We start from the raw sequence: 21930 nt of genomic DNA, 5'->3' as shown, positions 1-21930 counted from the left end.
GGGAGAATCCTCCCATCGCATTTTCATTATAGGGCGGTGTCCGCGATGGCGCAATCGCACAGCGCCAGCCGCATGCCTTCCTCTGCCGCCCGGCCGCAACCGGACAACATTCTTTTTCCATGCTGCATATTGGGGGTTGAAAGCGACGCCGCGTCAGCGGTTATACTCGACCAAGGCTTGGAGAAAGGGGAAAAAAACAGTGAAGCAAAGAAACATGGCGGCCCGCGTTCTCACGCTGGCGCTTGCCGCCGTCATGGCGTTCGGTCCGTCCGCCGCGGCACAGGGGACTCAGAACATCGGAACGAAGCCGCCAACCGAGCCATTCGGTCCCAGCGTTCTGAAGGAAGTGGAGGCATTTGCGGATGCGTTTTTTGCAAGCGATTCTTTTCGCTCGTCCGGCGCTCCCGGCGCGGTCGTTGCCATTGTGAAGAACAATCAGGTTCTTCTCGATAAAGGGTATGGCATGGCGAACGCCGAGAAACGGATACCGATGACGGCGGATACGGTCGTCCGGATTGCCTCCATCAGCAAATCGGTTACTGCGACAGCGGTCATGCAGCTCGCCGATCAAGGCCGGATCGGGCTGGATGACAATATCGAAGCTTACTTGGGCGAAGGCTTGAAGCTGAACAATCCGTTCAAGGAACCGGTAACGGTCAAGCATTTGCTGACCCATACAACCGGCTTCGATTATACGGATATGGATGCGAAGGATATCCATACCGATTTTGACCAATATACATCGATGGAGCAATATCTTCGGGAGCGCATGCCGTCCGTCGTGCGGAAGTCGGGCGAGATGTTCAAATATGACAACATTGCCAATCTGCTGCAGGGCTATATTGTCGAGCAGGTCTCGGACATGCCGTTCGAGCAATATATGGAGAACAATATATTCAAGCCATTGGGCATGACGCATTCCGGCTTCGTCCTGGATCCGGGCACCCGATCCGCCATGGCCGTCGGCTATGACTCTTCGGGCCAGGCGATCGCACCCTACGCCTATACGCCGACCATCGCTCCGCACGGAAGCATGCATTCGACCTCTCGCGACATGGCCAGGTTCATGATGGCCCATCTGAACGGCGGCGAGCTCGATGGCCATCGTATTCTATCCGGAACGGCGGCAAAGGAGATGCACCGCTTCCAGTATGCCATCCACCCGAAAAAGCCCAATATGACCTATGGGTTCGAAGCGGCGCTGCATCCGCTGCATAATGGACGGCACGTGATCGAAAAAGCGGGAGACACGGACGGATTCTCTTCGTGGATGTGGCTGCTGCCGGAAGAGAAAGTCGGAGTCTTTATCGCCTATAATACGAAAAACTCCCATTTGCGAGTGGAGTTCATGCAGGCATTCATGAACCGCTTCTTTCCTGAAGAGTCGGCCAATCCGGTCTTCCTTAAGCCGAGCCGCCCGGAGCTGGAGCGGTTCGCCGGCCTCTACCGCGACGCGCGCAAAGGAATGAACCTGACCCGCATTGCCGCATCCGACGATGGCAAGCTGCTCGTCGAGGACAGCGTTGGCGGCAAAGTGGAAATGCGGCAGATCGATCGGCTGCTGTTCATCGATGACTATGGATTGACCATGGCATTCAAGGAGCGGGAGGATGGCTCGATCGGATATATGATGTATCTGAATCCGTACAGCATGGCGGTGAAGACTCCGGAGCAGTCCCCTATCACCGGCATCCCGGCCGCTCAGCCTTACCGCGATGCGATGGAACAACTGCAGAAGCTGGGCGTGCTGAAGGGGCAGGCGGATCTTGGGCCCGATAGCGAGGAAGCAGTGACCCGGGGCGAATTCGCCCGCCTGCTGACCGGCATGCTCGATCTGCCGCTGTCCAGGGGCGCGGCCGCATTTACGGATATCGAAGCCAACCCGCACCTGAGGCATATCAATACATTGGCAGAGCGCGGAATCATCAAGGGCGCGGCCGGCGGCGCATACGAACCGGATCGCGCGATCAGCCGGCAGGAAGCGGCAGCCATCCTGTGGCGGACGCTCGTCCAGGTCGCTCCGGCGAAGCCTTCCGAGGCGGCGCTTGCCGGGACAGCCGATTCCTGGGCGGCGGAAGCGGTTCAGAGCATCGCGGCCCGCCAGTTGTTCGGTCCGGATACCGTTCCAGGCCCAGACGGCCGCATCGATGTCCGTGCCGCGGATCCGCTGCTGCGCCGGGAAGCGGCATATATGCTGTACCACGCCTTTCAAGGGTTATACCGCGAAGGCGGGTTGTTCTAACGAAGAAGCAGCTCCCGATGAGCATGGGAGCTGCTTCCTATGGATGTCCATGATGGACGATATCTTCTAAGACTCTTCCTTGCGCTCGAGCAATTCGAGCAGAAACGGCTTCAAGTCTATGATGCGCAAATGCTCCGGCTTCCGATCGGTGCCGCAAATAATCAGCGGCACGAGCGACTCCTCGCTTCGCATCGACCCATGGCCCCCGCCGCCTTTATGCGTCGGGGAGCTTCTATCCGCCAGCTCATAGCCCGGCTTCGCGGTGACGACGAGGAACTCTCCCTCATGGGAGTGCAGCGCCGCCGATAAGCGCCGCAGTCCGTCCGGATATTGACCGTAGCCAATCTTCTTCGCCGCGGAATCAATCCGCAGATCCATCACCTTCGCGTCGCCTTCGATCCTCCATGCCTGCCCATAGGCATCAAGGAGCGGCCCGTCCGCACGGTACCGCATCTCCTGTCTCTTATTCCCTGGAACTGCATGTACCCAGCCGTTATCCTTCCACGCGATCAGGTCGATACGCGGATCGGAAGACAGCGCATCGGCTACCTTTCGCAGCGGCTTATCTTTGCCGTTCGTGTAAATATAGGCCATCGTCTCATTGACCGCGAGAATCAAGTCGGTCTCATCGGATACCGGCTCGCCCGGCCGCAGCACGTTATAGCCGGCAAGGAGAGAAGGCAGCTCGATGACCGGATTGTCCCGGGCAGGCAAAATGGACGTCATGCCGCTATCCCCGGCAACGATAAATACCGCCTGCCGCAAAGCGTCTTCCATCGAGCCGAATTCTTCGAGCAGCGAACGAAGCTGCCGGTCCACTTGTCGGACGCCCCTTCGTTCCCCGGGTCCATTCTTGTGCAGCTTCTGATCCAGATCCGGCAAATAGACAAATAAAAAATCCGGCAGTTGGTTGTGGCTTATCAAGTATCTCGCCGCTTCCACGGAATATGCATTATTCAACCCTATACGACGGGTAATGCCGTCGCGAAGATCAACCTTCCCCTCGAACGGGTTGGAAAATGCGCCGAGCGCCAACAGATCGGGGCCTGTCACCTCTATCTGCCGCGGCAAGGAGGCAGGACGCTGAATCCAGGCGGGAATCGATAAGGTATGCTTCTTCGTCCCTCGGAAAATCAACCCGTTAATGGAGCCTGCTGTCTGCCCGCGCCGGGCCAGGTCCTCATAGATGGTCGGAACTTGGGGATTCAGATGCGAGCCGTTCAGATGCAGCAGCAGATCTGTCAATACCGGGTTAATGCCGTGCTTCACCACCTCCATCGGGCCCGTCCCGTAATTAATGACTTTCTTCTCGGACGATGAATACCAGGTCAGTCCCGGGATTCGATGCTCGTCGGGATACGTTCCCGTCAGCAGAGAGCTGTCAATCGTAACGGACATCGTCGGAAAAGAAGAGACCATGTTCTTATAGTATTGCCCGTGCTCGACAAGAAATTGGAACGCAGGCAGCTCATTCCGTTCGATGCCCCGATCGATGGCTTGCGCCATCAAGGAATCGATCATCAGATAGATAACCTTCTTGGAACCGGTGCCTGGAATGGACTGCAGTTGGATTCGGTCTTCCTTCGCTTTCGGTTCGGGCTTCTGGCATCCGGGAGCGATTGCCAAAATGCAGAGCAATACAATAAAACACCTCATTTTGAGCCGCAAGTACGTGTCACCCCACCTATACATGAAGTAGGCTACGAGCCAATGGCAGGCGGAGACCGATGAATCTGCGATCTCCGGAAAACTTCCCTGCCGACTTGGCATGAATAACCTCATCCTACCTATAGGGTGCGAATAAAACGGGCTTTTATGCTGTTTTTATGGAAAAATACGCCGATGGCGCAGGCGGCTGATGCTGCACGTTCCTCATGCTATTTACCCGCAGGGCGCATCTGCGGATCCGAAAGATACGGGAACTTCACCTCCGGGTACTCCGAGCTTGGACCCTGCAGGAGCTTGCCTCCGTTTCCTTTGAGATGCTTGTTGAAGAAATCGAGCACATATCGATGGATAATGTCTGCTCCTCTCTCCCCCTTTATGTCGCCCGCCATGCCGATGTAGCGGAGCAAGCCCGAGAACAGCGGGAAATCCGTGAAATTATAATGGGCCGCCCCCTCGATGCACACCAGCGTCGCTCCCTGCTGGGCCACGCGATCGATCAGGCGTATTGCGTTTTCAAGCCGTGCAGCATCTCCCGCGTCAAGTACATTTTGCTCAATTCTTCGTCCGTGATCGTCTTCTCGTTTATCTGCTCGATTTGCCGCTTTCTCGCCATAAAATCTTCCGCTTCCATAAACAGAAACGGCTTCGGAAGAGTTCCTTTGTCTTCCACATCATAAAGAGCGCCATCCATGTTGATCCCGGCTTTGACGCGCGGGTTCGCATAGATCGCTTCAAAAGCCGTGGCCCCTCCGAACGAGTGCCCCATCATGCCGATCCGGTTCAAGTCGTTTTTCCCTTGCAGCGGGCTTGACATCGTGCCGTCATGGAGCAATTCCAGTTGATCGATGAGGAAGTCCACATCTTGCGACCATACGGCGCCCGTGCTGGGAGCGGCATCAAAATATCCTGAGGCCGAGAACGGTTCCTCGAAGCCCTTGCCCATCAAGAAGCCTTCCAGCGAGTGGTTGTTCGGAAAGCCGATCGAGAAGCCGGTCAAGTTAAGCATGCGGCTGACTTCCCCCAACATCGCGGACGCGATGCCTCTGCTGCGGTAAGCCGGGTCGACGTATAAGAAGCTGATTTTCCCGTTCCGGTTCACGCACATTCCGCCAACCAGCCTCTCGTCCAGATAGGCGTCGATAAAGGAGTTGTTTTCCGATAGCCGATTATAGTCGAAATCATTCTGCCAATTGATATGGAAGTGAAGCCACCCCTGAACCTCCCGTTCAAACTGGTCCTGCGACAGGCTCCTTACTGCCAGCCCCTCCACATGTGCCGAAGCCAATCCCGACAGCTCCTTCCGTTGATAATACGACAGATCATATATTTTACGGTAACCGAGCTTGCGGTAAAAGCTGAGCGCGCGATCGTTGCCCACGATCACTTCCAGGAAGAGCTGGCTGCAGCCGCAAGCGATCGCCTCCTCCTTATGCCGGGCGAACAATTCCTTGCTGACGCCGCAGCCGCGGTAATCGGGATGAACGGCCAACGTCCCGCACCGCATCGTCTTGCGTCCTTCGTACAGCTTGACTCCACCGAGAATCACCCCGACCGGCTTGCCATCGTCCAGCGCGAGGAAGGAATGCTCCGGCTGATTCCCTTCCGGGCCGAAGAACCGCTTAACGAAGTCTTCCTGATTGATATCCATCGGTACGATGTAGTCGGAAAAGCCGATGCGAAACGCTTCATAGGTTAAATCCATAGCCGCTTCCGTGCAGCGGGCATATTGAATCATCTATAACACATCCTTCAGCCATTTTTTGCTGGCGCCATCCAGCGCCTGAAGAGCGCGAATTTCCTTCCCAATAGATTCTCTTCGAGCCTTCGTGCCGCACGCTGATGCGGCCTTCTGGATCCAGCCCCGTTCCCCCTTCCCGCACTTTGTTCAAGCCAGCAATCCAAGCTGGCGCGCCTTCTCGATCGCTTCCACCCGGTTGGAGGCTTGGAGCTTGGAATAGATGTGGATCATATGGGTCTTGACCGTGGCAACCGAAATGCAAAGCCGCTCCCCGATCTCCTTGTTCCTCAATCCCGAGGCCGCGGCTTGAAGCACCTCGCGCTCCCGCTCGGTCAGCACATCTTCTCCGCCGGAATCCCGCTTCCAGCACGAGCTGACGCGCTGGATGAACGCCTTCTCCTTCGCCAGCAGGTCCTGTTCCTTCTCCTGAAGCAGCCGATGAAGCGCCTGCTGCGCGGCTTCTCCGGCCAACAGGTAGAGATAGGCAATCTCGTTCGCATAGCTGTAATGAACGGCTTCGCGGATGAGATTTATTATTTCGGGACTCGGCCGACAGCCTTCCCGATGCAAAATCATAATCTTGTGCAGCAGGGCATCGACCAGGAGCAATGGAAGCTTGCGCTTGCGCGCCTGCATCAGAATATCATCGGTCTGCTTCAGCGCTTCCTGCGTTGCTCCCCGGGCGGCCAGCACTCTGGCATAGAGCAGCCGCTCATCATAACGCAGCCTGCCTCTTGCTTCCCCTTCCTGCACGCTGTCCAGGAACCGCTGCAGCAGCTCGGAATCCGGCTCCCCGAGGGTCAACTGGTATCTCAGCAGCGATAGATGGTAGTAAGGATGATGGCGGAACGCCGGATCGTCCCCTATCTTTCTCATCAGCTCCGCCGCCGTCCGCGTATCCCCCCGCAGCAGGGCCATTTCCAACCGGTTGTAGGCATACCCCATTTCCATGGAAGGGTAATTGCCACGAAGCTGGCGCTCCACCTTCCCGAACCAATGTTCCGCCTCTTCGAGCCGCATCATTTTCATATAAATGCCGCCGATTCCGATCAGATACGTCCCCATTCCCGGCGAGAGATATGGATGATCCTCGGTCAATTGGAACAGCGAGGCATACAGCCGTTCGCAGGCGGCGAATTCACCGATGGCTTCAAGAAGCTGGCATTTGCACGTCAACGCGAAGTAGCGAATATACGGATTCGGGCTGCACTCCTCCAGGGCCAGCGCCTGCTCGACACAATTCAGCGCTTGCGCGTATTGATCCCGGAGGCCGAGCATCATGGAGCTCGTCACGTAAATAATCGCTCTCGTCGGAGCAGACAATCCGATCGGTTTCATCTCCTCCAGAGACCAGGGCTCGAAGTCCAGGCCGGGACCGGTCTCGTCCATGAAGAAGCGGGTGAACTGCAGGACGCTCCCATCCACTTCCCTGCCGGGCTCCGATTGCAGCGATTCCAAGAGCAGCCGGCATTGGTCGAACTCCTGATTGCAGAAATGGTAGAACAGCCGCTGGAACAGCAAATCCCGGTTAGCGCTCAGCCAGGCCAACGGAATCTGCCTCAACAGCACCCAGCCCTGCATCGACTGCGGCATGCGCGCGATGACGTCCATCGCTTCCGGATACCGCCAGGCCTGGATATAATGCTTCACGCTCTCGGCCAAATCGCCCCGCTGCTCATAGATCGCCGCCGCCTTGGCATGCAAATCGCGAATCGCCGCTTCGCCTTCCGCGGACAGCCGATATCGCAAAAATTCGCCGAATACATGATGATACCGGTATAAACCGGCTGTCTCGTCAATCGTGACGAGGAACAGATTTTTATCCTGCAGCCGGTCGATGAACATCCTCGCATTCCTTATGCCGAGCAGGCCACTGCAGATCGCTTCATCGAAATAGCCAAGAATGGACGTATGCAGCAGAAACCGCGTCTCTTCTCCGTCCAGCGAGCGAAGAATTTCATTGGATAAATACGTCACCATATATTTGTTGAGCCCGCTGCCATGACCGGATGGGAGCTCGGTCTTATGGGACATCGCAAGCGCAATAAGCTGCAATCCTCCCGCCCAGCCTTCCGTCTGCGCATTCAATCGGCCTGCCGTGTCATCATCCACCTCCAATGCCAACGTCTGCTGCAGGAACCTTGCCGCCTCCTCATCTGAAAATTTCAGGTCGGATTCGTTGATTTCCGCATATTGGCCGTCCATCATCGATTCACCCAAATACAGCTTCGGCGCTTCGCGGCTCACCAGCACGAACCGGACCTGCTCCGGACTGTACTTGATGAAAAATTCCAGGGAACGAAGCACCTCCTCCTTATCGAGGACATGGGCGTCATCCAAGACCAGCGTCAGCGCTTCCATCTGATGGAGCTGATTCACGATCATGGTCAAGATCGTCTCCATATCATGCTTGTGCGGGATCGCTTCGAATACTTGATACAAGTCGTCGGCGCTGCTGCCCAGATCCTCCTTCAAGGCCCCCAACACGTAGTACCAGAACGAATACAGGTCATTATTGTCCTCGTCCAGCGCAATCCAGCGAAAATGACGCTGGCCCGCTTCCTTCATATAGGAGGTGAGCAGCGTCGTCTTCCCGCTCCCGGCGCTTCCCTGCACGACAACGACCTTATATTCCTGCGCATGCCGCAGCTTGGCGAACAGACGCTCTCTCCGAATATAATGCTTGCGCGGAACCGGCGCCATAAGCTTGGCCGAAATCAACCTGATGCGATCCATTTCTCCTCTACCCCACTTACTTGTGTACTGCCGCATGACGGGAACCCAGCATCTGGGAATCCGCTTCTCTTACTATACCACGCCGGAGCCGCTGGCACGTATCAATATCTTCCCGCCTTGCATCTTCTTCTGCAAATGATGGCGCCGGCCGCGAACAGGATGCCGGAGAGGATCAGCACATATAGCAGAGGCATGACCGCGTCTGCATACGCAGCCCGCTCCAGGCTGGTCACGGCAGCCATATACTGGCGCTGCGGCAGCCAATAGGTCAGCGCGTTCATCGCCCCTTCGTGCTCTACGGCGTAGAAGCCGCCGGACAGAAGCGATGTGACGAGAATCAGGCTGGAAGCCGTCGTAACCGCATTGTCGGTATCGTCGATACAGACCGTAATGAACAGGGCGAACGCGGATGCCAGCAGGGACAATACGGCGATAAGCCAGCCGTATTGCAGCAGCGTGAAGCCGATATCGGCACGCGGAAGGAGACTTGCTCCCGCAATGCACAGATAGGCCGGAACGCTGATAAGAAGGAAGCAAAACAGAGCCTGCACCGCAAGATAGCTCATGACGGACAGCGGCGAGGCCGCAATTCGCCGCAGCGTGCCCTGCGTCTTGTCCTCCGCAAAGAAATTCATATAGAACATGCCCTGCAGCAGCACGAACATCATGAGAAAGCCGGCAATGTTCGCCCCGGCGCCCCGCTTCTTCGCTTCCGGCAGCGGCTGTTCCGGATACTCCAACGCTTGCCGCACCATCGTGGCATACGCTTCGCTCTTGATCGTCTCGATCGTGTAGCTCCCGTCTTCTTCATCGATGATGACGGCATCATATTTGTTGCGCACCAGCTCGGACTTGCGCGGCACTTCCGCGAGCCGTTTCACCTCGAAATCGCGCAAACCGGCAAGGGAAGCCTCATCCGGCTCGGAAGCGGCCGTTACGAAGGCGATGCTCCCCCTCGAATCATGTGCCGTTGTCAACAGCAGCGCGGCGCCAACCGAGGCGATCGTCATCATCGCCGTTATCGCCATAATCGCCTTGCGGCTCATTAATCTCAACCAATTATGATGAAAAACATATGCCATTTCCCTCATACATAGTCCTCCGCGTGAAAAATCCGGCTGCAGCCCCACAGCAGCACAAGCGAGCCGGCGGCGAAGCCGCCCAGCACCGGCAAGACCATGCCGGCATCCTGATCGTAGATGACGCGGAACACCGCTTCCGCCACCCATTTCACCGGCGAGAGATAGGATAGAATCTCCGCGGCGCGGCCCAGGCCGTCCCACTGGAAGAACAGGCCTCCGATCAGGGCCAGCAGGTTATTGACGAAGCTCAAAATTTTATTGCTTGTCTCCTCGCTCCGGCAGAGGCAGCACATCAACACGCCGAGGGCGGCGGAGAACAGATTGAAGCCGATGAGAATCAGCGCGACCGCGATCCAGCCGCTCCCGCCGTAGTGAACATCAAGCAGCCAATGGGCCAGGGCGAGCAGCAGCAGCGTGCTCAGCGTCGAGAAGCAGAAGGTGGCTGCGATTTTGGACAGATACAGATAGGCAGTTCGCACCGGAGCGTGCAAAATCCGCAAGTTGCTCTTCTTCAAGCTTTTTTCCATGAAGCTGTTCGAGGCGATCATCGATACATTCAGGGACGTAAACAGGAGAATGGTCACCCCGTAATAATCGTAGGAGGTCACTTCGCCGCCGCCATAGATGCCGCGGGCCAAATATCCGAGAATGAGCATCAGCAGCAGCGGGAACACCGAATTCGACAGGAGAAGCACCGGATTCAACGCCAGATTAACGATGTCGCGCTTCAGAATGACGAGGAATCTGTACAGAGTTGACGGCATCTGCGTCGACCTCAATCCCGCAGCGTCCGGCCGGTCAGCTTGAGGAATACCATTTCCAGGCTGGCGGACGCGCTCGTCAAATTGATAATTTTCATTCCCCGGCTCATCAGAAGCGCAATGATTTTATCGAGGTTCTCGATTCCCTTTAAGGTCGTAATCCGGATGCGGTTATTGTCTGCGTACACGTTTTTCACTCCATCGATCCGGTACAGCTCATCCGGATCGGCCACGCTCGCGTCCTCCACTTCGACATCGTAGAGCTTCTCTTCCCCCAACTGCTCCTTCAGTTCGTCCTTCGTGCCGCTGGCGATCATGCGCCCGTGATCGATGATGATGATGCGGGTCGCAATCTCTTCGACCTCTTCCATATAATGCGTCGTATAAATGATGCTGGCCCCTTCGTCGCGCAGCGCCTTGATCGATTCCAAAATATGATTGCGCGATTGCGGATCGATCCCGACGGTCGGCTCATCCATAATGATGAAGCGGGGCTTGTGTGCGATCGCGCAGGCGATATTCAACCGGCGCTTCATGCCGCCGGAGAATGTCTTCGGCTTCTCCCGCTTCCGCCCGGACAACCCGACGAAGCCGAGCGCTTCCTCAGCGGCCCGCTGGAGCGGTTCGCCGCGCAATCCATACAAGGCGGCGAAGAACTTCACATTCGCCTCCGCCGGAATATTCTCGTATATCGCGATATCTTGCGGGACAATGCCGAGGCTCTTCTTGAACCGGGCCGGATGCTTCTCCACCCGTTCCCCCTGGAACCGGATTTCTCCGCCGTCATATCGCAATAACGCGGCCAAAATATTGATGGTCGTGCTTTTCCCCGCTCCGTTCGGCCCAAGAAAGCAAACGATCTCTCCCGGAAAAATCTCGAACGAAATGTCCTGCAGCGCCCGGAAATCGTTGAAGCGCTTCTCCAACCCCGTCACCTGCAATATCGGTTGACTCATGCGTATCCCTCCTTCTGGCCTTCATGTTACGACGAAGGGACAAAAAAAGAATCAACCGTTCGGTTGATTCCGAAGGTTGATTCTTGTCTCCGACGCAGTCACATGGCTTGCCCGGACGGTTGGGCATGCTTGTGGATAAGAGAAATCTGGCCCGCATGCAGGCCGGTATGATAGAGCAGCCGGCTGACCGCCTCCAGCGGCGTCGAGGCTCCCATCGGCGAATCCACCGCCGCCTGCCAAGCCTCCTCGGGCAGCTCGCGCATCGCTTCCGTCACGTGTTCGTTCGAGGCGCGCAGCAGGGCCAGCAGTCCATCCCGATCCATGAATTCGGCCCGGTCCCGTCCTGCCGCAGGCCCGCGGCTCGTCAAGATCTCCAGCCCCGGAGGCAGCCCGCGCCGGAAGAACCATTCCGCGAACAAATACTCGACTTCCGCATTATGGCGGAGCATATAGCCGATCGAGGCGGTCCCGATGCGCAAGCCCAGAGCTTCCTCCGGCAAGCTGCTGGCCATATTGTAGAAGCGTTCATGAAGCGTGTTCCATATGACGGCTACAGATGAATAGGTCATTGCTTTTGGCTCCTTTCCCATTGTCCGGTCATGTGGCGGCTTGCTTGGCGGTTTGCGAATGCCCGTCCCGCGCGACATGCTCGAATCGGTCGGCGTTCAGATCGATATCATACGCCTGGCCGAACCCCGCGACATACCGGCCCTCCAGCGGCGTAAGCTCGAACAGCGAGAAATCGAGTCCGCGCAGCACCCGAATCATGGGAGCGCCGAACGAGGCTTCGAACTGTTCGAACAGCTCCTCATGGCCTTCATTGCCGAGATTGACGGCACGGCACACGTAGCGGGCGCGCTCGCGGGCGAACAGGTTCGCCGAGTTGGATTCATCTTCGATCAGCATGACATCGACGTCCGGATTGGCCTCCACATGGCGATAATGATTGGCAATGCGGCTAATATAGATATACAGCTTCCCGTCCTTCTTCACGAATGGCGCATAGGAGACAAAGGGCCGGCCGTTCTCGTCGATCGTGGCCAGCATCAATGTCTTCACGCGATCCGTCAATTGCATATATTGAAGCTTAACCGTTTCGTTATCCAATGGCTTCATGAACATCCCCCGCTTTTCTGTTCCATTTTTGCAATACATGAATGCGCGGACAATCGCTGTCCGGCCCGTATTGGATCTCGGTCTCCACGCCGTACACGCTGCGGATAAGCTCCATCGTAAACACATCCTGCGGCGTGCCGTACAGGCGCAGACTCCCGTCCTTGATTACACACACCCGATCGCTGTACGCGCTCGCATGGTTCAGATCGTGAAGCACCATGACGACCGTGAGCCCCAGCTCGCGATTCAGCGTGCGGACGAGTTCCAGCACCTCCAATTGATGCGCGATGTCCAGATACGTGGTTGGCTCATCGAGCAGCAGCACCTTCGGACGCTGGGCCAACGCCATCGCCAGCCAGGCCCGCTGGGCTTCTCCCCCGGATAAGGAGGCGACGAGCCGATCCTTGTATCCCTGCATGCCCGTCTGCTCCAAGGCCCATTGAATCACCTCTTCATCCTCGGCGTCGAGGCGCTCATACCATTTCTTATGCGGCATGCGGCCGTAGCTGACCAGTTCCCCTACCGTCATGTCCGCCGGACTGGCGTTCGATTGGCAGAGCATGCACAGAAGCCGGGACACTTGCTTCGTGCTGAGCGAACGCAGCTCCCGATCGGCAATGCATACCCGGCCGCTCTCGCATGGAATGAGACGGGTCATCGCCTTCAGTATCGTTGATTTGCCCGAGCCGTTCGGACCGATAATCGAGACGACTTCCCCTTCCTTCACATCGAGGGAAAAGTTATGAACTACGGTTTTATCCGCATACCGGATGTTCAGCGACTGCACCTTCAGCATGAGTCAAGCTCCTCCTTTCCGCATCAAATACAGGAAGTACGGCCCGCCCACCATCGCCATGACGATGCCCGCGGGAATCTCCAACGGAGCGAATGCCGTGCGCCCGATCGTATCGGCTACGAGCAGAACGAGCGCACCGAGCACGAGGCTCATCGGCAGGCGATAGCGGTAGTCGGAGCCGATCATCATCCGGGCGATATGGGGCACGACAAGTCCGACGAAGCCGACCAGACCGACGGTCGAGACCGAGATGGCGGCCAGATAGACCGCGATGAAGGACAGCGCGAACCGGATGCGGTTCAGATTTTGCCCCAGATTATGGGCGGTCTGCTCGCCCAGCCGCAAAATATTCGCCTGCCGGATGCAAAGCAGCGCGGCCAGCCAGCCGGCAACCGAATACGGAAGGATGACGGCGACATCCCTCATCCCCGTGCCGGACAGGCTGCCGTTCAGCCATTGCAAGGCGGAGGGAAGCTTATCGCTGTGCAAAATCGACAGCAATCCGATGATGCCCCCGAATACCGCATTGACGGCAACCCCCGACAAAATAATGCGGACCGGCGTAAATCCCCCTTGCAGCTTCTTCCACGCCAAGGCATAAACCATCACGGCGGCAATCCCGCCGCCCGCAATCGCGGCCAGCGGTATCATGGAAGCGTACCCGGGAACGACCAGCATGATGAACAGCACGGCGACGGCAGCGCCGCTGGATACTCCCGTCAACCCCGGGTCTGCCAGCGGGTTCAGCATGACGGCTTGCAGCAGCGCTCCGGATACGGCCAGATTGGCGCCAATCAGGAGAGCGAGGAGGACACGCGGTATCCGGATGTCCCACAGAATCGTATCGGCGGCGGCATCCCCGCGTCCGAACACGGTCAGGATCGTGTCAAGCGGAGACAAGGCGACACTGCCAATGCCGATGGAGAGCAGGACCGCCGCTCCAAGCAATACGGCCGCTCCCCCGATCAGGGCTGTCTTGCGCATCTGTTTGTTGTTCTCCGTCACCGTCCCGGAACCTCCGTCTTATTGATATAGGATGCGCGCCATTTCCTTGTAGGCGTCCGGCGCCTTGACAATCGAAGCGATGCCGAAGAGCTCGAAGTCAAGGGAAGCCATCTTCCCGTTCTGGAAGGCGTTCAGCTTCTCCCAGGCGCCGTTCTTCTTCACGTCCTCCTCGAACTTTTTGGCGACGGCATCCGGGTCGCCGTGCGCGACGAGCAGAATGACATCCGGATTCGCCGCGACGATGCTTTCCATATTGAACGGGACATAGGCCTCTGTGAGCTTCAGCTCTTCAGACACGACATTGACCGCCCCCAGATTGCGCGCCAGGCTTCCGGCGAACGTGTTATCGTTCATCAGCATCAGCGCTTCCGCCGAGCCGAAAAGGAACATCACCTTGGGCGCTGGCTTGCCTGCCACCTGTTCGATCGCTTCGCGTTCCTGCCGCTCGATGTCTTGAAGGAAAGCATTGGCCTGGTCTTCACGGCCGAGCAAGCGGCCAAGCGTCTTCGTCGACAGCTTCAGCTGCTCCAGGGAATCGACAGGCAGATAAGCGCTCGGCAGCGAAGCCGGACCGAGCTTCTTCTCCATGCTGTCCTTAATGGATGCCGGTCCCAAGACGACATCCGGCTGCAGCTTCGCAATCTGCTCAAGATCCGGCTGGTGGGACGAACCGATGCGCGGGACCTTTGCCAGCGACTCCGGCAGCTTGCTGTTTGTCGTCGGCACGCCGACCGGTTCGACGCCCAGCTCATGCAATATTTCCGTAATCGAGACAGATAACGTCACGATACGGGCGGGCGTCTGCTCGCCGAACTGCTTCAGCAGCTCCGCCATCTCGCCATCCTCTTCACTCGCCGCTTGCTCGCTGCCGGCTTCACCATTATTGTCCTCAGCGCCGTTCTCTGTCTGGGCGGCGACTCCGGTCGCACCTTTGTTCTCCTCCGCAGCCGTTTGATTCGGCCCCGTGCTCCCCGCTTGATCCGATCCCGCTTTGCCGCAGGCCGCCACGACCAATATCAGAAGCAAAACGATAATGGCCGCCTTTCCCCTTCTATGTATCATTCTATGAGCTTCCTCCCTTATAAATGATAATGAGAATCGTTATCCATTGGATGATAACGGTTCTCATTATATCTCGTGTGAGAATCTTTTTCAATTAAAATTTGAAAAGAATTTCCTCATCAAAAAAGGGAGGATTTCCTCCCCCCCTTTCAGCGCGTATTATTCTTCTGTTAAAAATTGCTCTATCCGCGCTCGTATGGCGTCGCGAACGGCTCGGAATTGCTGCATGATCTCTTCTTCCGTGCCTGTAGCCTTGGCGGGGTCATCGAATCCCCAATGCCGCTTGATCACATTCGGATTCGAAATGACGGGACAGTGTTCATCCGCATGTCCGCATAAAGTGATCACGTATGCGGCGCGATTCAATATCTCCGGATTAATCACATCGGAAGTATGGCTCGTCATATCAATTCCGGATTCCTGCATGACATGAACGGCTCTTGGATTCAATCCATGAGCTTCAAGCCCCGCGCTGAGCACTTCGTAACGTTCTCCCCCAAGCTGCTTCAACCACGCATCCGCCATCTGGCTTCGGCAAGAGTTGCCTGTGCATAAGAAATAAACAAGCGGCTTCGTCATTTTTCACGACTCCTTATTCAAAAAGTATGTTCTCTCGATCCATCGCGAGACGGATACTAATCCAATTAATACGGGTACCTCAACGAGCGGACCGATAACGGCCGCAAATGCTGCCCCTGAGTGAATGCCGAACACGCCAATGGCCACCGCAATCGCAAGCTCAAAGTTATTGCTCGCTGCCGTAAAGGACAGCGAAGTGCAGACTTGGTAGCTTGCTCCCGTCTTTTTCGATAAGAAGAAAGAGACAACGAACATGATGACAAAGTAAAGAATTAGCGGGATCGCAATCCGAACGACATCCCAAGGGAGACTGACAATCATATCGGCCTTCAACGAAAACATCAGAATAATCGTGAAGAGCAGCGCAACTAACGTTAACGGGCTAATCTTCGGTATGAACTTCTGAACATACCATTGTTCTCCTCTGGCTCGAACGAGAATCAATCGCGTCAGGAAGCCGGCTACAAAAGGAATCCCTAAGTAAATGAACACACTCTCCGCAATCTGCCCCATCGTAATGTGGACTTCGACACCTTGAATCCCGAACCATTCCGGCAGAATCGTAATGAAGATGTAGGCAAACACGGAATAAAACAAAATCTGAAATATGGAGTTAAATGCAACCAGACCTGCTGTGTAGTCCGGATCGCCCTTCGCCAGATCGCTCCATACCAGGACCATCGCTATGCAACGGGCAAGACCAATCATTATCAGTCCTATCATATACTCCGGCATATCGCTTAGAAGCAGAATGGCAAGGACAAACATAAGAATCGGGCCGATCACCCAGTTCTGCACTAGAGATACGAGCAGCACCTTCCAATCCTTGAATACCCGGCCGAGCTTCTCATAACGAACTTTCGCCAGCGGCGGATACATCATAATAATCAACCCGATCGCGATCGGGATCGAAGTCGTGCCGACCTGCATCTCGGTCAACGCGCCGGATACGGTTGGAACCAGACTCCCCAGCAGGATGCCGATGACCATCGCCGCGAAAATCCATAATGTCAGGTAGCGATCCAGAAAAGACAGTCGCTTGCTAGGCTGACTCATGTCCAATCTCCCCCTCGTTATCATGGTTTACAAGGCAGACCGCCCAGAATCGATACTGCCTCTTCTCCTAACTCCGGCAAATGCGCTAAAGCTTCTTGAATATAGGGCTTATCCTCGATCGTGAGCGAGTAGTAAATCCACTGCCCTCTTCGTTCCTCCCTTACGATTCCTCCATCCTTCAGCTTCCGCAAATGCTGGCTGATATTCGGCTGCGTTGTCTTCAATATCTCAACGAGATGACAGACGCACGCCTCTTGGCGCAAGAGGATGGAGATAATGCTCAAACGCGTCTTATCGCCCAGCAATTTGAATTGATCCGCCATTGCGTCAATCGTTACCATAGCAACACGCCTCCTTCGATTCGTGTTCATTATATAATCAGACAATTATATAATCAAGTGATTATTTAATGTTTTTACGGCTAAATGCCCCATAGTGTGTGACCTGCGATTATCCTGCGCCACACCGGATATCGAGCTTACCTTTATTGCATTTGTCCATTCTCCCATCGCGTCAGGTAAAGCTTCATTCTACCGCCGGTCAGGTTGGCCTTTATCCCAAGCAGATTTTTTACATTGAATTCACATTTGGAAGTGACTTGGAGTGGTCTCCACTTATCAATGGCAGGCCGAAGCACAGGGTTAACTTGCTCCATTTTAAGTAGAACGAATCTCGAAATAGTACATGAGTGGTTGGGATACTGCACAAAAGGAATCTGCCAATATATCTTTTCCTGAATGGATGGGAGATTGGTGAAAGGGGTTAAATGGATGGACTTGCTTGCTGAACGAAGGGGATATTGCTTATAAGGAGCTCAAACTATCTGTCTCGACAAGGGTAAGGGGGAATTAGACGGCAGCACGTATACAGCTCTGACTGAGCGAATGGGAGAGTGCTGTAAGGGGCTCGGGAGGCTCAGGGGCATGGAATCCAGGCATGACACACACTTAGTACGGATTGAGTGAAAAATTGATTACGTGCCGTTCAGGACTTGCGGCAGCGGCTGAACGGAGGGGTGGATGCTTGGGTGGAGGCTTTGGAGGATGGTTGGATAGTTGGTTGGTTGGATGGTTGGGAGTGCGTTTGCCAAGCAGGACGCAGAATCAACACCGCGGAATGAAAAAACGGAGCGCCGCTCCGTTCTTCATTTTCCGTCTGCGAATGATAGTCCTTTGTCGGCAAGGGCGCGACGGAGCTGGTCAATTCCTTTCGGCCCCATGCCGTGCAGCTTCAACAGTTCAGACTCGCGAAGCTTCGCCAACTGCTCCAGACGTACATAACCAGCAGCGATAAGCGCTCTGCGGGCGGGCTTGGGCAACTTGTCAGGCAGATCAATCGATGGGCCAGGTTCATCGATCGGCATCATGTTCATCTTTCCTTCCTATATCGTTCGTGCCAGCTTCAGTTCGAACTCTGGCTTCGTCACATAAGCCATATAATTGATGCGTTCATTATCATCCAAATAAGCTTGGTAGCGCGTGCGGATAGCCGGCTCAGAAATCAAGTCGAGCACCTGCTCCTTCGCAACCCAGCGGACAGCGGACGTCTCTTCCGAGGTGCTTAATTGTCCGCCAACGGCCGTGCAGGTATAGTCGAGCATCAGCTTGGTGGGAACATCGGTTACTCCGTCATGCCATTTATAGGTTCCCGTGTTGGAATATATACCGACTAAGCAGGATACTTCGACATCGATTCCGCTTTCCTCCTTGATTTCTCTGTATAAGGCGTCGATCAGATTTTCCCCTGCCTCGACTTGCCCGCCCGGAAATACCCAACCTTCATGCCGCGTCTTCACTAACAAAATATGTCCATATTGGTTCTCTATAATACCGCCTACGGCGACAATATGGGTTGGCATGGTCATTAGGAAAGCCTCCCTCCCTGTGAGTAATAAGGTCTACCGTAAAATTCCTTATCCCCCATGGCCTCGATAAGGATGGCCGAAACGCGCGAGGAGATGCCAGAGCTGCTTGAGAAGCTGCCATGCCTCCACTGGCGTCCCCCAATCCGCCCAAAGCTCGGGATGACGGGCAAGCGAACGTGCGGCTTTCCCGAGCGCGTACGCATCCAACTGCCCTGGCACGGCGGCGAAATCCCGTGCGACCCGGCGCGCCAACGGCGGCATTTTCGGTCCCCGGAAGTCATCCGGCACGGCGGAGGCCGCGAGCTGGAAGCCGTGATGCCAGCGCAGCGCCACGCGATACCGTGAGGCGAGAGCAGCGAGCTGCCCGCCGATTCGCGTCCCGCGGAAGGACGGATCGGCTGTAATCGCCTCCACATCCGAAGCCAGCGCGATATCGCCGTGAATCTGGGCCTCAATGTATTGGTCCAGCTCCCTGCGGAGGGCGGAGGACGCTTCTTCGCCGGAGGCGAGGAGACGGCGAATCAGCGCAGCGCTACCGCCGGCATCCCGACCCGGCGGGGAGCCCGCGGCCGCCGCCTCATCCAGCAGCTCCGCGAGCAGCGGCTCGAAGACGTCGATCGTGCCGCTATGCTCCGGCTCGGAATAGCTGTCCCCGAACGTATACGTGCATCGGGACAGTACAGAACTGCACAGCACCAAGTGGCAGGAGCCGAAATTCGGCGCGCACCCGTCCGGGTGCTGCATCAGATTCAGCGCCCCGTATTTCGGGCGCTCCCCGGGTACAATCCCGGCTTGGTGATAGGCGCCGCCGAACAGCCTCCGCTCCCAGCGGTCGCGATCCCCGCCGGGATAAGCCGTCGGGCTGGCGCTCGTCATGCCCGTCTCGAACTGGCTCCGGTACGCTCCGTCCCGCAGCAGCCCCTCCACGACGAGCGAGCCGTCGGCAAGCAGCCGGTCGGGGTGGAAATTGACCGTGACCCGAGCCGATTCGATCACGGCGGCAAGAATGTCGCGCAGCGTGGCAGACGGGAAGCCCGCTCGCGTCAAATGCCGTTCGATGCGCTCGCGAGCGGGCTGCCGCACGAAGCTGGCGGACGCCCGGACATGCTGGATGGCTTGTGCCTGCGCCGGCGTCAATGCCTGCTTGCTATGGAATGGTTTAACCATGGAGGGCACCTCTTTTCCCCGATAAATGGACCGGCCGGCTCCCGCCCGGTTCGCCCGGCATCTGCCGTTATTGAGCCGTCTTCGAATTACGTGGAAGACTTACGGCGTTGCATCGGCATCCAGCATCGCGATGAAGGCGGTCAACGCGCTGGAGCAGACCGGTTCCCTCCGATGCACGAACCAGATATGCAGATCGCGGTACCCGTCCGGCAGGCGGTGCGTCGCGATTCGGCCGGCTTCCGCCGCCTCGGCGATCGACGACTTCGGCAGCATGGACACGCCGAGTCCCTCGGATACGCCGCGAAGAATCACCTCGAAGGTGCCGAATTCCATGACCGGGCCGGCCGGGTGGCCGGATTCGCTCAGGAAGCGCTCGGCGCGGGCGCGGTGCGAGCATCCGACATCGAAAAACAGCATCGGCTTCGCCAGACATTCCTCCAGGCTGACCGCTCCAGGCTCCGAGATCAGCACCAGCTCATCCCGGAACGCGGCGATATGCCCGATACCGGGATGCTCTACCGGACCATAGATGAAGGCGCCGTCGAGTTCATCGTTCAGCACTTGCCGTGTCAGGCGGTGCGTTTCCCCGGTCTGGAGCGAGAGCTGCACGTCGGGATATTGCAGACAGTAAGACTTCAAAAGCGGCGTCAAATGCGTGACGGCCGCCGTCTCGATGGAGCCGATGCGAAGCGGTCCGCACGGATGCTCCGAGTAGCGCGCCGACTTCTCCGCCTCGTCCAGCAGACTCAATATCCGCTCGGCGTACTCCAGCAGATTCTCGCCTGCGGGCGTGAGCGTCATCCCCCGATTGGAGCGGCGGAACAGCGGGGTCTTCAATTCAGCCTCCAACTGCTGAATCCGGGTGGTTACATTCGACTGGACGTAATTCAACGCCTGCGCCGCCTTCGTGATGCTGCCTTCCCGGGCCACGGCCTGAAATATTTTCAAATTTCCGCTCTCCACTGCGATGTCTCACCTGCTTGGTATAAAGGTTTATGATACTCACCTTCGTTTTTGTTCATTTTACTTGATGATCTTCGTTCTGTACAATCAAACCGAATCATCGCATCAAGCGAAGGAGGAATTCATGTGAGAGCAATCGTGCACGACGGCCGGAGCGGTCTGGAGGGCTTGTCATATAAGGAAACGGCCGCGAAGCAGCCGGGACCGGGAGAAGTGAAGGTGCGGCTGCGGGCCGCGGGCCTGAATCATCGGGATCTGTTCCTGATGGCCCGCCGAACGCCCCAAGACCCGCCATTTATTCTCGGCTCGGACGGCGCCGGGACCATCGAAGCCGTCGGGGAAGAGGTGTCTCCCGGCCTCGTGGGCACCGAGGTCATCATTCACCCGTGCCTCGACTGGGAGACGCCGGATATCGTCCCTGCCCTTCCCGCCATCGTCGGCGGTCCATCGGACGGGACCTTCGCCGAGAGCATCGTCATTCCCGCCCGCAATGCATTCCCGAAGCCGGCATACCTGACCTGGGAACAAGCGGGCGTGCTCCCCTTGTCCGCCCTGACAGCCTACCGGGCTCTGTTCACGAGAGGACGGCTGCAATCCGGGGAGCATGTCGTCATTCCGGGCATCGGCGGCGGGGTCGCCACCTATGCCTTGCTCATGGCTGTGTCGGCGGGAGCAAGAGTGAGCGTCACGTCGCGGAGCGAGGCGAAGCGGCACAGGGCGCTGGAGCTTGGGGCGCATCATGCCTTCGACAGCCAATCGGAATGGAAAGACGAGCTCGGCGGAGAAGCGGCCGATCTGATCCTGGACAGCATCGGACCGGCGACATTCGGGCAATATTTCGAGGTCATCAAGCCGAATGGCCGGATCGTCACGTTCGGCGCCAGCTCGGGCGATCGGATGGAGATTCCGGTGCGGGCGATCTTTTTCCCGCAGATAAGCATTATCGGGACATCTATGGGAAGCCGCCAGGAGTTCAAGGACATGCTGAAGTTCATGGAGCGCCATTCCATCCGCCCGGTTGTCGACCGCGTATTTCCGCTTCAAGACACGGTTCAAGCCTTCGAGCGGATGCGGCAGGCAGAGCAATTTGGTAATATAGGGATCACCATAGAGTAAGAGATCAAGGAGGCTGACGTCCG

General features: G+C 56.9%; 20 protein-coding genes and 2 pseudogenes. 2 read left to right on the top strand and 20 right to left on the bottom strand.

Annotated elements, in window-relative coordinates; all coding sequences use genetic code 11:
• The first annotated feature begins 199 nt into the window (after positions 1-199).
• Complete coding sequence (locus ABD76_RS01885) at positions 200-2242, top strand: serine hydrolase (protein WP_197253825.1); 2043 nt, start codon at positions 200-202, stop codon at positions 2240-2242.
• Positions 2243-2308: 66 nt separating this feature from the next.
• On the opposite strand, the gene ABD76_RS01880 is transcribed toward ABD76_RS01885, so the two are convergent.
• The 20 genes and pseudogenes from ABD76_RS01880 to ABD76_RS01790 all read right to left on the bottom strand — a co-directional run bounded on the left by ABD76_RS01880 (position 2309) and on the right by ABD76_RS01790 (position 20791).
• Positions 2309-4012, bottom strand: a complete 1704-nt coding sequence (locus tag ABD76_RS01880; RefSeq protein ID WP_197253823.1) for an alkaline phosphatase family protein — start codon at positions 4010-4012, stop codon at positions 2309-2311.
• Between the two features lie 107 nt (positions 4013-4119).
• Positions 4120-4398, bottom strand: a complete 279-nt coding sequence (locus tag ABD76_RS01875) for an alpha/beta hydrolase (RefSeq protein WP_338125001.1) — start codon at positions 4396-4398, stop codon at positions 4120-4122.
• A gap of 8 nt (positions 4399-4406) precedes the next feature.
• Positions 4407-4703 (bottom strand): annotated as a pseudogene (locus ABD76_RS29115) (alpha/beta hydrolase); the annotation flags it as partial.
• A gap of 129 nt (positions 4704-4832) precedes the next feature.
• Positions 4833-5645: pseudogene (locus ABD76_RS01870) on the bottom strand (GNAT family N-acetyltransferase); the annotation flags it as partial.
• Positions 5646-5795: 150 nt separating this feature from the next.
• Positions 5796-8384 carry a winged helix-turn-helix domain-containing protein gene (locus ABD76_RS01865; RefSeq protein ID WP_197253811.1) on the bottom strand — a complete coding sequence of 863 codons (2589 nt, stop codon included), beginning with the start codon at positions 8382-8384 and terminating at the stop codon, positions 5796-5798.
• Between the two features lie 101 nt (positions 8385-8485).
• Complete coding sequence (locus ABD76_RS01860; RefSeq protein ID WP_197253810.1) at positions 8486-9475, bottom strand: ABC transporter permease; 990 nt, start codon at positions 9473-9475, stop codon at positions 8486-8488.
• Positions 9472-10230 (bottom strand): ABC transporter permease, encoded by a 759-nt coding sequence (locus tag ABD76_RS01855; RefSeq protein WP_197253808.1) that lies wholly within the window; start codon positions 10228-10230, stop codon positions 9472-9474. Before ABD76_RS01855 ends, ABD76_RS01860 begins: the two co-directional genes overlap by 4 nt.
• An 11-nt stretch (positions 10231-10241) precedes the next feature.
• Positions 10242-11183 (bottom strand): ABC transporter ATP-binding protein, encoded by a 942-nt coding sequence (locus ABD76_RS01850; protein WP_197253805.1) that lies wholly within the window; start codon positions 11181-11183, stop codon positions 10242-10244.
• A gap of 98 nt (positions 11184-11281) precedes the next feature.
• Complete coding sequence (locus ABD76_RS01845) at positions 11282-11752, bottom strand: DinB family protein (protein WP_197253803.1); 471 nt, start codon at positions 11750-11752, stop codon at positions 11282-11284.
• Between the two features lie 28 nt (positions 11753-11780).
• On the bottom strand, positions 11781-12299 hold the full coding sequence (locus ABD76_RS01840; protein WP_197253801.1) for a HugZ family pyridoxamine 5'-phosphate oxidase: 519 nt from the start codon (positions 12297-12299) through the stop codon (positions 11781-11783).
• Complete coding sequence (locus ABD76_RS01835; RefSeq protein ID WP_197253799.1) at positions 12283-13095, bottom strand: ABC transporter ATP-binding protein; 813 nt, start codon at positions 13093-13095, stop codon at positions 12283-12285. The genes ABD76_RS01840 and ABD76_RS01835 overlap by 17 nt, the downstream gene beginning before the upstream one ends.
• Positions 13096-13098: 3 nt before the next feature.
• Positions 13099-14079: a FecCD family ABC transporter permease gene (locus ABD76_RS01830; protein WP_197253941.1), complete on the bottom strand. Its 981-nt coding sequence runs from the start codon at positions 14077-14079 to the stop codon at positions 13099-13101.
• A gap of 39 nt (positions 14080-14118) precedes the next feature.
• Positions 14119-15162, bottom strand: coding sequence for a helical backbone metal receptor (locus ABD76_RS01825; RefSeq protein WP_197253797.1), 1044 nt, complete (start codon positions 15160-15162; stop codon positions 14119-14121).
• 159 nt (positions 15163-15321) lie between these two features.
• On the bottom strand, positions 15322-15741 hold the full coding sequence (gene arsC, locus ABD76_RS01820) for an arsenate reductase (thioredoxin) (RefSeq protein ID WP_197253795.1): 420 nt from the start codon (positions 15739-15741) through the stop codon (positions 15322-15324).
• Between the two features lie 3 nt (positions 15742-15744).
• Positions 15745-16797 carry an ACR3 family arsenite efflux transporter gene (gene arsB / locus ABD76_RS01815; protein ID WP_197253793.1) on the bottom strand — a complete coding sequence of 351 codons (1053 nt, stop codon included), beginning with the start codon at positions 16795-16797 and terminating at the stop codon, positions 15745-15747.
• Positions 16798-16817: 20 nt separating this feature from the next.
• Positions 16818-17138: an ArsR/SmtB family transcription factor gene (locus ABD76_RS01810; protein ID WP_197253791.1), complete on the bottom strand. Its 321-nt coding sequence runs from the start codon at positions 17136-17138 to the stop codon at positions 16818-16820.
• A gap of 803 nt (positions 17139-17941) precedes the next feature.
• The gene (locus ABD76_RS01805; protein ID WP_197253939.1) at positions 17942-18160 is read right to left on the bottom strand and encodes a helix-hairpin-helix domain-containing protein; all 219 of its coding nucleotides are present in this window, start codon (positions 18158-18160) and stop codon (positions 17942-17944) included.
• A gap of 18 nt (positions 18161-18178) precedes the next feature.
• Positions 18179-18661 (bottom strand): NUDIX hydrolase, encoded by a 483-nt coding sequence (locus ABD76_RS01800; protein WP_197253789.1) that lies wholly within the window; start codon positions 18659-18661, stop codon positions 18179-18181.
• 48 nt (positions 18662-18709) lie between these two features.
• Positions 18710-19828 carry a DUF3626 domain-containing protein gene (locus tag ABD76_RS01795; protein ID WP_197253788.1) on the bottom strand — a complete coding sequence of 373 codons (1119 nt, stop codon included), beginning with the start codon at positions 19826-19828 and terminating at the stop codon, positions 18710-18712.
• A gap of 99 nt (positions 19829-19927) precedes the next feature.
• Positions 19928-20791: a LysR substrate-binding domain-containing protein gene (locus ABD76_RS01790; protein ID WP_197253786.1), complete on the bottom strand. Its 864-nt coding sequence runs from the start codon at positions 20789-20791 to the stop codon at positions 19928-19930.
• 126 nt (positions 20792-20917) lie between these two features.
• Here ABD76_RS01790 and ABD76_RS01785 point away from each other — a divergent pair, with 126 nt between their 5' ends.
• The gene (locus ABD76_RS01785; RefSeq protein ID WP_197253784.1) at positions 20918-21907 is read left to right on the top strand and encodes a zinc-binding dehydrogenase; all 990 of its coding nucleotides are present in this window, start codon (positions 20918-20920) and stop codon (positions 21905-21907) included.
• Positions 21908-21930 lie beyond the last annotated feature (23 nt).

This window comes from Paenibacillus dendritiformis, from assembly GCF_015845845.1.
GTDB lineage: Bacteria > Bacillota > Bacilli > Paenibacillales > Paenibacillaceae > Paenibacillus_B > Paenibacillus_B dendritiformis_C.
This window is presented reverse-complemented; position numbering and strand designations above follow the sequence as displayed.

Excerpts from the sequence above, each read along its gene's own strand:
- ABD76_RS01880 (WP_197253823.1), bottom strand. The coding sequence starts at position 4,012 with ATGCCAAGTCGGCAGGGAAGTTTTCCGGAGATCGCAGATTCATCGGTC.
- ABD76_RS01865 (WP_197253811.1), bottom strand. The coding sequence starts at position 8,384 with ATGGATCGCATCAGGTTGATTTCGGCCAAGCTTATGGCGCCGGTTCCG.
- ABD76_RS01860 (WP_197253810.1), bottom strand. The coding sequence starts at position 9,475 with ATGAGGGAAATGGCATATGTTTTTCATCATAATTGGTTGAGATTAATG.
- ABD76_RS01855 (WP_197253808.1), bottom strand. The coding sequence starts at position 10,230 with ATGCCGTCAACTCTGTACAGATTCCTCGTCATTCTGAAGCGCGACATC.
- ABD76_RS01850 (WP_197253805.1), bottom strand. The coding sequence starts at position 11,183 with ATGAGTCAACCGATATTGCAGGTGACGGGGTTGGAGAAGCGCTTCAAC.
- ABD76_RS01845 (WP_197253803.1), bottom strand. The coding sequence starts at position 11,752 with ATGACCTATTCATCTGTAGCCGTCATATGGAACACGCTTCATGAACGC.
- ABD76_RS01840 (WP_197253801.1), bottom strand. The coding sequence starts at position 12,299 with ATGAAGCCATTGGATAACGAAACGGTTAAGCTTCAATATATGCAATTG.
- ABD76_RS01835 (WP_197253799.1), bottom strand. The coding sequence starts at position 13,095 with ATGCTGAAGGTGCAGTCGCTGAACATCCGGTATGCGGATAAAACCGTA.
- ABD76_RS01830 (WP_197253941.1), bottom strand. The coding sequence starts at position 14,079 with ATGCGCAAGACAGCCCTGATCGGGGGAGCGGCCGTATTGCTTGGAGCG.
- ABD76_RS01825 (WP_197253797.1), bottom strand. The coding sequence starts at position 15,162 with ATGATACATAGAAGGGGAAAGGCGGCCATTATCGTTTTGCTTCTGATA.
- arsC (WP_197253795.1), bottom strand. The coding sequence starts at position 15,741 with ATGACGAAGCCGCTTGTTTATTTCTTATGCACAGGCAACTCTTGCCGA.
- arsB (WP_197253793.1), bottom strand. The coding sequence starts at position 16,797 with ATGAGTCAGCCTAGCAAGCGACTGTCTTTTCTGGATCGCTACCTGACA.
- ABD76_RS01810 (WP_197253791.1), bottom strand. The coding sequence starts at position 17,138 with ATGGTAACGATTGACGCAATGGCGGATCAATTCAAATTGCTGGGCGAT.
- ABD76_RS01805 (WP_197253939.1), bottom strand. The coding sequence starts at position 18,160 with ATGCCGATCGATGAACCTGGCCCATCGATTGATCTGCCTGACAAGTTG.
- ABD76_RS01800 (WP_197253789.1), bottom strand. The coding sequence starts at position 18,661 with ATGACCATGCCAACCCATATTGTCGCCGTAGGCGGTATTATAGAGAAC.
- ABD76_RS01795 (WP_197253788.1), bottom strand. The coding sequence starts at position 19,828 with ATGGTTAAACCATTCCATAGCAAGCAGGCATTGACGCCGGCGCAGGCA.